Here is a 12,724-nt window from a genome sequence, read left to right as displayed (position 1 = left end):
GTCATTCGCAGGGAGGCTCGCTAGTCTAATTCAGGCGACACGCTGTTTTTTCGGGCCGTGTGTCCAGTCGGGCAACCAAGTTCCATGGGCCGCGATCAAATCATCGACGAGGTTCCATATCTGTTCGAGATCTAGCTCTGCCGCCGTATGCGGATCCATCATCGCGGCATGATAAATATGCTCGCGATTTTCCTCCATGATGGCTTTGACTGTCAGTTCCTGCACATTGATGTTGGTGCGCATCAGGGCGGTCAATTGCGGTGGAAGCTCGCCGATATAAGTCGGCTGCAACCCGTTCTGATCAACAAGGCACGGCACTTCAACCGCAGCGTTGTTCGGGAGCGACGTGATCACACCGCGATTGACGACATTGCCATAAATCACCGAAGGCTCGCCGGTCCAGATAGAATTCGCGATCTCTGATGCATACTCTTTGGACTGTTCAACCTCGATCCGCTCGGCCTTGGAATAATCGCCATACAATTTTTCCCATTTGGCAATCTGTTCGACGCATCGACGCGGATATTCGTCGATCGGAATGCCGAATTTCTCGATGATATCCTCGCGCCCTTCCTTGATGAAATAGGGCGTGTACTCGGCAAAATGTTCCGAACTTTCGGTGACAAAATAGCCAAGACGCGTCAGCATCTCATAGCGCACCTTGTTAGGGCAGCGCGGATTCGAGCTAGCCTTGGGGAACCGGCCTTCGCGATAACCCCTGAGCAAATCCGGATAGAGATCACGGTACGACCCATCGGGTTGGCGATGCTCGAATTTCAGGTAAAACGCCATATGGTTGATACCCGCCGAGCGGTATCGGATTTCGCTATAGGGTATGTCCAGATCATGGGCCAGTTCCATGGCCGTCCCCTGCACCGAGTGGCAGAGGCCAACCTGTTTGATCGTCGGGTATTTTTCAGCAATCGCCCAGGTGTTGATAGCCATCGGATTGACATATTGCAGCATGGTGGCATCCGGGCAGACTTGCAGCATGTCCTCGCAGATACTCCACAAGTGCGGCACCGTGCGCAGGCCACGCATGATCCCGCCAACGCCCAGCGTATCTGCAATTGTGTGGTTGAGCTTGTACTTTTTGGGCACGTCGAAATCGACCATGGTCGAGGGCTTGAAACCACCGATCTGGAAACAGACCAGAACGAAATGGGCACCATCTAGTGCTTCGCGCTGATTGGAATGGGTCGAAACCGTTGCCGGCACATCAAGGGTTGAAATCATCTTACGCACGATGGTTTCACTCTCGGCAAGCCGCACCGGATTGATGTCCATCAGGGAAACATGTGTACCCTTGAGCGCCGGGCGCTGCAAAATATCGCCAACGATATTTTTCATGAAGACGGCCGAGCCGGCGCCGATGACGGTTAGTTTAGGCTGTGACATGGAAAACTCTCCAAAATGCTATGCAGCAATTTCAAACGCAGCGCGCACCAGGCGCGCCGTATATTCGGTCTGGGGATTGACCAGAACCTCGTTGACCGGCCCCTGCTCGACGATCTTGCCGTTCTGCATCACCAATACCCGGTGACACAGTGCACGCACCACCTTGAGGTCATGCGAAATGAACAGATAGCTGAGGCCTTTTTCGTCCTGCAGTTTGCGCAACAGGTCGATAATCTGTGCCTGCACCGACAGATCGAGTGCAGAAGTAGGTTCATCAAGCAGGATAAATTCCGGCTCCATCGCAACGGCGCGGGCGATGGCGATGCGCTGGCGTTGACCGCCAGAAAATTCATGCGGAAAGCGCTGCAATATCGTGCTCGGCAATCCTGAGTCCTCAAGCGCTTGTCGCACCCGGTCCAGTCGCTCGCGCCCATTGGCACCGATATTGTTGACGATCAGGCCCTCTTCGATGATCTGCCGGATCGACATGCGTGGATTGAGCGACGCAAACGGGTCCTGAAACACGATCTGCATCCGGCTGCGTAGCGGTCGCATGCCTTGGCGGTTCCTGTTGTGGATCGGTTCCCCGTCAAAATATATTTCGCCACCCTGATTGGAAATCAGCCGGATCATCGCCTGCCCGAACGTGGTCTTTCCCGACCCGCTTTCGCCCACAATGCCAAGCGTTTCGTGGCGCTGCAATTTGAGGCTCAGTCTATCAACGGCTACAAGTTCGAAAAAGTCAGGCTTAAAGAATCCACCGCGCTTGAGAGTAAAGGAAACCTTGACGTCCTTGCCCTCTAGCATCGTCTCGCGCATATCACCGAGAGGATTGGCGACCCCCTTGGGTTCGGACGCCAACAGGTGCCGTGTATAGGAGTGCTGCGGATTTTCAAACAGTGCTTCGGTTGCATTGTGCTCCTGCACCGCCCCATTTTGCATGACATAGACATAGTCGGAAAACTGCCGGACGATGGTCAGATCATGGGTAATCAGGATCACTGCCATGCCGTATTTGGATTTGAGATCCTTGATCAGATTGAGGATCTGCGCCTGAACCGTCACATCGAGCGCCGTCGTTGGCTCGTCGGCAATGAGCACATCGGGTCGATTGGCCAGTGCCATGGCAATCATCACACGCTGACGCTGCCCGCCCGACATCTGGTGTGGATATTGCCGCAGCCGCGCGCCGGGCTCGGGAATCTGTACCTCCTCAAGCAGGGCCTCGGCTCGCTCCATGGCTTCCTTGCGGCTGATCTTGTTGTGTAGATGCAAAATCTCGCAAAGCTGCTGACCAATCGTATATACCGGATTGAGCGAGCTCATCGGCTCTTGAAAGATCATCGACAGATCATTGCCACGCAGCTTGCGCATGGCCTTGTCGCTCATTGCCACGATGTCTTTGCCGCTGAGCGTGACCTTGGTCTGAGGCGCAATCGTTGCGCGCTTCGTCAACAATTTCATCAGCGTGCGCGCCGTTACGGATTTTCCCGAACCACTCTCGCCTACCAGCGCAATGGTTTCTCCCTTGTGCAGCTGAAACGAGACATCGCGTACAGCGTGGACAATTCCACCCTCAACCTTGAAATCCACCGCCACATGGCGCGCATCAAGGATCAGTTCACGACCGTGTTCGCCAAGGTCGAGGCGCTCTTCGGGGGCAAATGGGGTTGATGACATGGCTTGGACTCCTGCTCAATAGGGGTCAATGGCATCGCGCAGACCGTCGCCCAATGCGTTGAACGCAAACACGGTGATCAGCACGAAAACGACTGGCGTCAATATCCAGGGATAGGACCCGATTACCGAGAATGTCCCGGTGTCCTGAAGCATCAGTCCCCATGAGATCAGCGGCGGCTTGACCGCAAAACCCAGGAACCCGAGAAAACTCTCTAGCAGCACCACCGAGGGCACCGCCAATGTTACCGCAACGATAACATGGCTGAGCACATTGGGCAGGATGTGACGGGTAATGATACGCAGGTCGCTAGACCCAACGGCAATCGCTGCGCGCACATATTCAATCCGCGCCAACGACAGGGTTTTCGAGCGCACCTCCCGGCTCAACTGCGCCCAGCCCAATACAGCCATCACCCCGATGACAAAAGCCAGGAACACATTGGAGGGCGCGGTCACCGGTATCAAAGTCGTCAGCGCCAGATAAAGCGGCAAATGCGGAAAGGCCAGAACCAGTTCAACAAACCGTTGCGTCCATGCATCAATCCGCCCGCCCAGATAGCCTGAGGTGATCCCTACCATGGTGCCCACCGTGGTCGTCAACGTCACCACAATCAGGGCAATCATCAACGAAATGCGTGATCCGATGATACCACGCGACAGTATGTCCCGTCCAAACTTGTCGGTACCCAACAGATGGAACGGTCGACCGTCAACCGCGCCGAAAAAGTGAATATTGGAGGGAATGAACCAAAGAGCGTGATAGCGAAATCCCTTGACGAATAAACCCAGCTGGGTCGGATTGGTAAGATCCGGCCCCGTCAGCGGTTGGAAGGTGATTGGATCAAATTCCCCTGTCTCGACAATGGGGTAAACATACGGGAATACCGAAAAACCGCCGTCTGGCGCGAAAAAACTGATCTCATCGGGTGGCGCAAATCCAATATCGGGCAGCTTTGGGTCCATTGGCGCGAAGAAGTCGGCAAAAACCGAAATAAACAGTAACGATCCGACCAGAACCAGGCCAATCATGCCCATGACCGAACGCCGAAAGCGCCGCCAGACCAGTGTCATATAGCCTTCATTGCCGAGCGCAAATCGACCGGAACTGCCTACTGCATCAGTTTCATGGACGTCCTCGGCTGCGGTTGGCGCAGGCCCCCCCACATCCGACGGCAGCGGTATCGAGGAACCAATATGATCTTTACTCATGGGCAGCATTCCCCCCAATTCTGACCCGCGGATCAACGACCGCCAACAACAGGTCGGCAATGATGTTGCCAATGATCAGCGTCGTGGCAAGAACCAGAACGAAGGTCGCGGTAACCCAAACGTCACCCACCGCCATCGAACCAACGATCGCGGGACCGACAGTGGCCAGACCAAAGACAATGGCCACTTCGATTTCGCCGGTGAGCATGTAAGGAAGCACCACCCCCTGATAGGCGATCAGCGGATGTAGGGCATTCGGCACGGCGTGCTTAAGAATGACGGCGCTTTCGGGCAGACCCTTGGCGCGCGCGGTTTCGACATATTGAGCGTTGAGCACATCGAGTAGATTGGCACGCATCACCCGCATATTGTAGGCTAGGCCGCCAAAAGTGGCGATGAAGATCACCGGCCAGATATGATGGAGCAGGTCAACAAACTTTGCCCAGGACCATGGCTGTCCGCCAAAGCGCACCGAATTGAAACTGCCGATTTCCTGAACCCCTATTCGGAAGACCAGAACATACAAAATGATGATCGCCAGCAGAAATCGAGGGATGGTCATGCCCAGAAACGAGATGAACCCAAACAGGGTATCGACCCAGGAATATTGCCGCGTCGCCGCAACCACACCCAATGTGATGCCAATGATTGATGCCAGGAGATGACAGGTTAGTGCCAGATATATGGTGCGTGGCAACCGCTCGGCCACCACATCGCCCACCGGCTTGTTGAAATAGAGCGATTGTCCAAAATCGAACCGGGTTACAATGCCCACCATCCAGTTCACATATTGGACAGGCAGCGGATCATTGAGACCGTTGGCCTCACGATATGCCTCGGCCTGCGCTTCTGCCTGTTCGGCGGTGGCGCCGCCCTGGTTCATCAGCATTGAGCGGATATAGTCGCCATAATCGCCAGGCGGTGCCTGGATCACGGCAAACGTCACAATGCTCAGAACAAACAATATCGGAATGGCTGAGAGTATGCGCGAGATGAGAAATCGTACCATCTGCTGTCAGGCCCTGTTTCGATTTTTGAAGGCGGGGGCAAAGCCCCCGCCGATGATCATTCGACCAGCGCTAGCTGACCGGTCCGTTGCCAGTACCAGGTACACCCGGGAGTGTCTGTGGGAACAGTTCAAAATCGGACTGCTTGTCCTTAGGCACAAAAACCCGCTCGCGGATGATATTGTCTTCGGCCCAATTGAACATGAAGATCGGAGTGCCCGCCGGAATATTGGCGAAGCGCTTGTTGATGATCAACGCGCCCGGATATTGGGTGAGCCCGATGCCATTGACGTTCTCGGTGTAAAGCTTCTGATACTGCTTCATCAACCCGATCCGCTCTTCTGAATCATTGGTCGCGATGAACTTATTCACCACATCAACCATCTCCTGCTCCCATGGCAGCAGGTCGAGCGTGTCATCCGAACCGGCACGGTGATGCCAGCTGATACGCGGGCCCGTCGGCGCCAGTGCCACCGTGTTCTTGACCACAGTGATCAATTCGGACTGATTGCGTCGGATCGTCCAGTCAAACTTGCCCGACTGTTCCGTCGCATCACGCTGCGTACCAGCCAAGGTGTTGGGAATGACCCGAAGGCCCAGTCGTTCCATCTGTGCCACCACGCCCTCGACAAGGTTCTTGTCGGTCGCATAGTCCGAGTTAGCAAGAAGTGTGATTTCGACATCACCACCACCGGCTGTGCCCGCAGGGAAGTTGACGAAACCATTGCCGTCAGTGTCCTCAAGACCAGCGGCCTTCAGGTGCTCTTTGGCAGTTTCCAACGAAAACGGATAATAGACCGTCGAATCCTTGTCATAGTAGGTGGTGCCGGCATAAAGCCCACCCGGATAGATCGCGGTAAATGGCCCTTTGACCAGTGCTTCACCCAGTGACTGCCGATCAACTGCGGAGGTCACGGCCTGACGGAAGTCAAGATTTCGGTTCAACTCACGAACGGCTTGACCACGCTCATCCGGCTCGCCCCAGCCATTGGCCGAGAGATTTGGATAAAGCGTATAGCCGATGGTGCGCGCACCAAATGCCAGACGAGCCGGCGCGGAAGGGTCTGCCGAACGCTTGAGCGCTTCGACATAGCTTTCAGCCTGCTCAAGATTGGAGAAATCGCCCGTACCTGCAACCGCCTGTACGTCGCGGTCTGCCCAAGTCGAAAGACGATATTCGAGTTCGTCAAGATAGGGCAATTGATTGCCCTGATCGTCAACTTTCCAGTAATAGGGATTGCGGCGCAAGACGATGATATCGTCGGGCCGATATGTTACCGGCGCCCAGGCACCCATCGTCGGCATGCTCATATATTCGGGCGGGAACGCGTTCTTGAACTGCTCATAGGTATTATCGGAATATTTTGGATGTTGAGGCCTGAGCAGGTGAGCCGGTCCAGGACAAAAGGTGCCATAGGCCATCTGATACAGATATTGTTCAGGCCGAACGTCCTTGAATGTCCATTTGATAGTGTAGTCGTCAAGCGCTTCGAGCGTGGTGCCTTCACCAAAGGTTTCAGGCGTTGCCCCGTTCAGCGGGGTGACGTTGGGGTCCAGAACTTCGTCGTTCCAATAAAACATCACATCGTCAGAGGTGAATGGTTCGCCGTCGGACCATTTAGCCCCCTCGATCAGGTGCATAGTCAACTCATGACCATCCTCGGACCAATCCCAGCTCATGGCTAGGTTTGGCATCGGTGCCAATTCGTCAGCCTTGACTTCGAACAGCGGGCCGGTTCGGGTCAGACATTCCGAAAGACCGATATCAATACCGCCCCAACCTTGCGATTGGCCGGCGGAATAGTTCCAGCCTTCTGGGCGCCCGCCAATAACGTGACGCATCACGTCGCCGTAGACGCCAATACCGTCGGCCATGTTGGATGCCTTATAGACCAAAGGCTCCTTGGGGAGACGTTCAGCAACCGGCGGCAGCTTGCCGGTATCGACAAACTTCTCGGTAACCCACGAAGGCTCGTGATACTCTGGCAGTGCCTTGAATTCCTGGATGTCGCTGATCCCAACAAAATTCGGCGTGCCTTGCGCGGCGAATGTCGGTGGATCGGGGGGCGTGGTTGGCGCAACGGTCTGGGCTTGGGTCGCGATCAACGAAACGCTTAGCAACAGACTTGCCCCGCTAAGGGCAATGGCGTGTTTACTCATGGTTCCTCCTGTGCTCCGGGCTGGCCGCAAGCGCTCTGTTGATCGAGACACTTCCTCCCGGCCAGATTAACCCGTGCTGCACAAAAGTTACGCCTTGCACGCCAAAGCGCAATCCGGTTATTTATAGACTTATTCCGGCTTTTAAAGAAAGTTTTGCCATGGCCGATGGTGTTATAACGTCTCGCCGCGAAAGCCAGTTGCGATTCGGTGCTGCGCCAAAACCAACCCCGCGTGCTGATCGGCGGTTCTATGGCGCCAATCGCGCATTTGGCCGTTTCGGAATTCGTTCTTTCACCCCGCAGCTGATGTCCACCCCCCATCGCCACGGTCACATCGAGCTGAATTGGCTGACCAATGGCGAGATGGAATATGACTTCGGTGGCAAGCGCGTCAGCGTGCCCACCAATCGCCTGCTTGCCTTTTGGGCAGGCCTGCCCCACCAGACTGTACGGCTGGACGAAGCAGCAGTCTTGCAAGGGCGTCAGATCAATATTTATTTGCCGGTGGATGCCTTCCTTCTAATGCCGCAATTGGGTCGTTTGCCTGAAACCATGATGGGCGGCGGTCTAATTTGCCTCGAGCCAGATGCCGTAAGCCTGGATATGCTCAATCGCTGGCACCAGGACTATCGCAGCGGCAGGACATTGCGCGCCGACATCGCAAAGCTGGAAATCGCCACCACATTCAGACGCGCAGCACTGACCGGCTGGGACGTACTTCTGCCGGCGTGGATTGAGACGCCCGGCGAGCGGCATCGCACCGCCGCCCCGGTCCGCTATGTCGTCGCCATGGTGCGTCACATCGTGGAAAATCTCGGTGAACCGCTCGACGCCAAATCCATCGCCGCTGTGGTCGGCCTGCATCCCAATTACGCCCTCAACCTGTTTACGAAGGTCATGCAGATCTCTGTACAAAAGTTCGTGGTTCGGATGCGCCTGATATGGGCTCGTAGCCTAATGATGGACGGGAACCTGTCCATCGCCAATATCGCCTACCAGTGTGGCTTTACCTCATTGACCCAGTTCTACGAGCATTTTCGCAAGGCTTATGGCACAACGCCTCGCGAACTTCGGCGCGATGTGGTGGCCTAGCAGGCAATTCACTGGCAACGACCACCAGCAGTAAGCCTTGGACGTCATTGTAGCCGCCATTCGGCGAACGAATGCTATACACCGTTCGCTTTATTGCAACAGTTTGTCGTCCTTTGCCCACTCGTCGTTCCTGCGCCGTCCACCTATTTTAACGTCATGCACCAATGGCGTCGACAATTGCGCCACCAATCGGAGTAAGGCCATGTCACTTAATCTCAAGGGAATTCATCATCTCACCGCAGTAACCGCTCAGCCGGTCTCGAACCTGAAATTTTACACCAAAACGCTGGGCATGCGGCTGATCAAAAAAACCGTCAATCAGGACCAGACCACAGCCTATCACCTGTTCTATGGTGACGGCATCGCCTCGCCCGGCGCTGATCTGACTTTTTTCGATTTCGAAACGGCGCGCGAGCGGCGCGGCAACAATGCTGTAACGCGCACTGGTCTACGCGTTGACAGCGAAGACACATTGAAATGGTGGAAGGACCACCTGCAATTGAACAATGTCGGCACCAGTGCCATCAAGGAGCGCGCGGGAAACCTATCGCTCGATTTCGAGGACTTCGAAGGGCAACGGTTTCGTATGGTCATTGATGCCGCTAACAAGGCCAAACCCTGGGCTAAAAGCCCCGTGCCAGCCGACCGCCAGATCATCGGACTGGGCCCGATCACCATTACTGTTCCCCGGCTGGAGCGCACCGAGGTCGTGCTCACACAATTGATGAATATGCGTAAAATTCGTACCCACCCGGCAACGAGCACAACCGGGGAAATTCATGTATTTGAGATGGGTGATGGCGGCCCATCAGCCGAGTTGCACGTCATGGTTGAGCCAAGTCTGGCGATGACGCAGCCCGGCGCAGGCGGTGTGCATCACGTGGCGTTCCGCACCGAAAATAAGGACAGCTTACGCCAGTGGGTACAGCGTGTGCGCGAGGCGGGTGTCCCTTCGAGTGGCGAAGTGGAGCGTTACTATTTCACCTCGCTCTACTTCCGCGAACCCAACGGCGTGCTGTTTGAAATCGCAACCGACGGCCCAGGTTTTGCAACTGACGAACCGCTGGAAAAACTAGGCGAAACCCTGTCGCTGCCGCCATTTCTCGAAGGACATCGCGACAGCATCGAAGCAAACCTCAAACCGCTGGTTTGAGGTCCTGAAGTCTGGCAAGGCATCGATCCGTCCGTTACCTATGGGCGGGCGGCCCAGACGAGCCCCGCTGCAAAATCGTCCGGACATGCGGAATGGATAATTCATCCGAAATTGCGGTGGTTGCAAGGAAGTCGACGGGGCACATCTGGTAGGATGTTTGCCATAGACTCGGAAATTGTGTCATTCCCGACTTTTCGAAAAGTCCGAAGCCATCCCTGCGTCAAAGCAGGGATGGCCGATGCAACAGCTATTTAGCGTGTCCAACGTCCGGCCGTAGCACCGACGCAGTACCGATCAAATTGACGAATTCGGCACGATAACCGTCGGGATCAGCGCCACGACCCGATTGCGCCAGAGACTTGATCGCGTCCCAATCCATTTCCCCATAACTGGAATCTTTGAGCTTTTGCCCGAACGCTGCTACCGACGCGGCGAACTGCATATCCGTTGGCGCCTCATCAATGGTCTCATAGACCACATTGGGGGCAATCTTTTGTTCAATGAGTTGGCTGATCTTTTCGCCCGGCAGTTTGTAGCGCATCTTTAGAAATCCGATCTCATCGCTCGCATCCGCCTTGGGCGTAGTCTGATTGCCATAGCGAAGCGGATCAATCAGCCCACCTGAGCCAGCGGGGGTAATCTCATAAAGCGCTGTCACCGTATGACCGGCACCAATATCGCCGGCATCGACCGCATCATTATTGAAATCCTCACGATCAAGCGCCCGGGTTTCATAGCCAATCAAACGATATTCGGACACAACGGCGGGGTTGAATTCAACCTGAATCTTCACATCCTGAGCAATAGTCTGCAGCGTCCCGCCCACTTCACTGACCAGCACTTTTCGCGCTTCCTTGAAGTTCGAAATATAACTGGCGTTGCCATTTCCGTTCTGGGCCAGCGCCTGCATGGTTGCATCATCAAGATTACCTCGGCCAAAGCCCAGGACAGACAGCGAAATGCCACTTTGCCGCTTGGTCTTGATGAAGTCTTGAAGTTCGTCAGGATCGCTGATCCCTATATTGAAATCGCCGTCGGTTGCCAAAATGACGCGGTTGGTGCCGGTGGATAGCTTGTGCTCCTCCGCCAGTTGATAGGCCAACTCAATGCCATCGGCCCCCGCCGTCCCGCCGCCTGCCGACAACCGATCCAACGACGCCAGGATTGTGCTTTTTTCGCTAGCGGGTGTGGGCGCCAGAGCAACCCCGGCCGAGCCGGCGTAGGTTACTATTGCCACGGTATCGTCGCCAGACAATTGGTCGAGCAGCATCCCAAATGACCGCTTGAGCAGGCCCAGCTTATCCGGCGCGTCCATTGAACCAGAGGTATCGATCAGGAAAACCAGATTGGCAGCACTTTTTGACTCAGCGGGTGGCACATAGCCCTTGATGCCGATTTGAACGATCTGGGTCTTGGCATTCCAGGGCGTGGGATAGACACCAACGCTTGGAGTAAACGGCACCTCAGCGCTTTTGGGCACAGCATAGTCGTAGGGGAAATAGTTGAGCATTTCCTCAATTCGTACCGCATCGGGCGGCGGCACTATGCCATCGTCAAGCATGCGCCGAACATAGGAATAGGAAGCTGTGTCCACATCGATTGAAAATGTCGAGACAGGATCGGCGCTCACCAATTTGACTGGTGACTCTTCAAATGATGCAAAATTATCGCCACTTGAAACTGTTGGTGATGCCACCGACCCCAGCAGTGCAGCCGGGGCAGATCTCGTGGCAACGACCGCGTCGCTGAACCCCATGCTTTCGTTTGTCGACTGCATGGCCACTTGTGGCGCGGGTGCTACCATTTCGCTGTCGGCCAGCATCTCATCAGCTTTCTTGCGCTCCAACTGAACCACTCCGCTGGCAACGGATTCTGCCGGGGCAGTCGCTGGCTGTGGGGCCGGCTCGGCAGATGCAATTGCGTCCTTTTCCTCCAATTGAGATTTGGCGGGAGAGGGCGGCGCAAGGTCCTCGCGAACGCCACTATCAACCGTCAGCTGTTGCTGCGGTGGCGTCAGAGCCGTGCTCGAATAGAGTTGATAGCCAAGCGGCACCACAATGAGTGCGATGGCTGCGGCGCCAACTGGAATACGGATGTCCATGATCGAAATTCCCTTCAAGGAAGTGATGATGGACCTAAGACGCCGCCCCCCGCTGTTTCCTTGGGAAGCGGTCGCATTTTTTTCCGATTTTGTGTTTTGCGCCGCTGCAAACGCTGCCGCACCCGCCGCCAACGCCCGCTCGCGTGCCACCGTAGATGGAGCCGGTATCGCTGCCTTGTTCAACGCGTCCAGTCTATCCTTGTCATTGTCCTGGCTCATAACAGCCCCTTGAGCTTCTTGCGGGCCTCATGGACATACCAGGAGACCGTTGCCTCACGGCATTCCAGAATTTTGGCAACCGCGGCATGACTGAGTTCTTCGGCATAGACCAGCAGCACCGCATCGCGTTGATTGTCGGGCAGGCCGCGCACCGCATCCCAAAGTTGACCGGCAGTCACGAATGCTTCCTGATCTGGCGCCGTTTGCTGCGGACTGACATGGGCCAGCGCATCCACGTGTCGGTTCCGCCGGGACCGGGCCCTTTGCATGTCGCGCACACTGTTAAGAACGATCCGATAGAGCCAACTGGAGAACTGCGCCCGCCCATCATATGAGGCGATGGCGCTGCCAAGCTTTGCGCACACCTCCTGAGCCACATCCTCGGCATCAGACTGATCGCCACACCATTTGTACGCGGTTCGATAGATCAGGTCATAATGGCGCGTTAGAATTTGACCAAATGCGTCGGCATCCCCGCCCTGGGCCCGCCGGACCAAATGGTCTATCGGCGTCTCACTTGAGCTCGCTTCTGGCTCTGTCACTCCGACCTCGTCCAAATTCGTTCCCCAAGCCATCAACATGGTCGGCACTATTTTCTCAGATCATGAACACCAGCGCTTGCAAACCGACAACGCACAAATAAGACGCCCGCCGCAGACATATCCTTGGAGAAAAATATCGCGAATGCTGATTTTGTCGCATCGGG

At 55.6% G+C, this 12,724-nt stretch carries 9 protein-coding genes; 2 read left to right on the top strand and 7 right to left on the bottom strand.

The features are described 5' to 3' along the window. Nucleotides 1-30: 30 nt before the first annotated feature. The 5 genes from melA to PSQ90_RS11780 all read right to left on the bottom strand — a co-directional run bounded on the left by melA (nucleotide 31) and on the right by PSQ90_RS11780 (nucleotide 7,454). On the bottom strand, nucleotides 31-1,398 hold the full coding sequence (melA, locus tag PSQ90_RS11800) for an alpha-glucosidase/alpha-galactosidase (protein WP_282210496.1): 1,368 nt from the start codon (nucleotides 1,396-1,398) through the stop codon (nucleotides 31-33). A gap of 18 nt (nucleotides 1,399-1,416) precedes the next feature. Next, a complete protein-coding gene (locus PSQ90_RS11795; protein WP_282210495.1) occupies nucleotides 1,417-3,078 on the bottom strand; it encodes an ABC transporter ATP-binding protein in 1,662 nt (553 codons plus the stop codon). A gap of 15 nt (nucleotides 3,079-3,093) precedes the next feature. After that, nucleotides 3,094-4,287, bottom strand: a complete 1,194-nt coding sequence (locus PSQ90_RS11790; RefSeq protein ID WP_282210494.1) for an ABC transporter permease — start codon at nucleotides 4,285-4,287, stop codon at nucleotides 3,094-3,096. Next, a complete protein-coding gene (locus PSQ90_RS11785; protein WP_282210493.1) occupies nucleotides 4,280-5,296 on the bottom strand; it encodes an ABC transporter permease in 1,017 nt (338 codons plus the stop codon). The genes PSQ90_RS11790 and PSQ90_RS11785 overlap by 8 nt, the downstream gene beginning before the upstream one ends. Nucleotides 5,297-5,366: 70 nt before the next feature. Further along, nucleotides 5,367-7,454, bottom strand: coding sequence for an ABC transporter substrate-binding protein (locus PSQ90_RS11780; protein WP_282210492.1), 2,088 nt, complete (start codon nucleotides 7,452-7,454; stop codon nucleotides 5,367-5,369). 158 nt (nucleotides 7,455-7,612) lie between these two features. Between PSQ90_RS11780 and PSQ90_RS11775 the strand changes: the two genes are divergently transcribed. Beyond that, nucleotides 7,613-8,545, top strand: a complete 933-nt coding sequence (locus PSQ90_RS11775; RefSeq protein WP_282210491.1) for a helix-turn-helix domain-containing protein — start codon at nucleotides 7,613-7,615, stop codon at nucleotides 8,543-8,545. Between the two features lie 202 nt (nucleotides 8,546-8,747). Continuing rightward, nucleotides 8,748-9,698 (top strand): ring-cleaving dioxygenase, encoded by a 951-nt coding sequence (locus PSQ90_RS11770; RefSeq protein ID WP_282210490.1) that lies wholly within the window; start codon nucleotides 8,748-8,750, stop codon nucleotides 9,696-9,698. Nucleotides 9,699-9,945: 247 nt separating this feature from the next. On the opposite strand, the gene PSQ90_RS11765 is transcribed toward PSQ90_RS11770, so the two are convergent. Together PSQ90_RS11765 and PSQ90_RS11760 are read right to left on the bottom strand one after the other, a co-directional pair. Further along, on the bottom strand, nucleotides 9,946-12,018 hold the full coding sequence (locus PSQ90_RS11765) for a vWA domain-containing protein (protein WP_282210489.1): 2,073 nt from the start codon (nucleotides 12,016-12,018) through the stop codon (nucleotides 9,946-9,948). Then, nucleotides 12,015-12,560, bottom strand: a complete 546-nt coding sequence (locus PSQ90_RS11760; protein WP_407648115.1) for an RNA polymerase sigma factor — start codon at nucleotides 12,558-12,560, stop codon at nucleotides 12,015-12,017. The genes PSQ90_RS11765 and PSQ90_RS11760 overlap by 4 nt, the downstream gene beginning before the upstream one ends. Between the last annotated feature and the right edge of the window lie 164 nt (nucleotides 12,561-12,724).

This window comes from Devosia rhodophyticola (genome assembly GCF_028816475.1).
Lineage (GTDB): Bacteria > Pseudomonadota > Alphaproteobacteria > Rhizobiales > Devosiaceae > Devosia > Devosia rhodophyticola.
This window is presented reverse-complemented; position numbering and strand designations above follow the sequence as displayed.

Bases quoted from the DNA above. Each gene is read 5' to 3' on its own strand.
- melA (WP_282210496.1), bottom strand. From the start codon at position 1,398: ATGTCACAGCCTAAACTAACCGTCATCGGCGCCGGCTCGGCCGTCTTC.
- PSQ90_RS11795 (WP_282210495.1), bottom strand. From the start codon at position 3,078: ATGTCATCAACCCCATTTGCCCCCGAAGAGCGCCTCGACCTTGGCGAA.
- PSQ90_RS11790 (WP_282210494.1), bottom strand. From the start codon at position 4,287: ATGAGTAAAGATCATATTGGTTCCTCGATACCGCTGCCGTCGGATGTG.
- PSQ90_RS11785 (WP_282210493.1), bottom strand. From the start codon at position 5,296: ATGGTACGATTTCTCATCTCGCGCATACTCTCAGCCATTCCGATATTG.
- PSQ90_RS11780 (WP_282210492.1), bottom strand. From the start codon at position 7,454: ATGAGTAAACACGCCATTGCCCTTAGCGGGGCAAGTCTGTTGCTAAGC.
- PSQ90_RS11775 (WP_282210491.1), top strand. From the start codon at position 7,613: ATGGCCGATGGTGTTATAACGTCTCGCCGCGAAAGCCAGTTGCGATTC.
- PSQ90_RS11770 (WP_282210490.1), top strand. From the start codon at position 8,748: ATGTCACTTAATCTCAAGGGAATTCATCATCTCACCGCAGTAACCGCT.
- PSQ90_RS11765 (WP_282210489.1), bottom strand. From the start codon at position 12,018: ATGAGCCAGGACAATGACAAGGATAGACTGGACGCGTTGAACAAGGCA.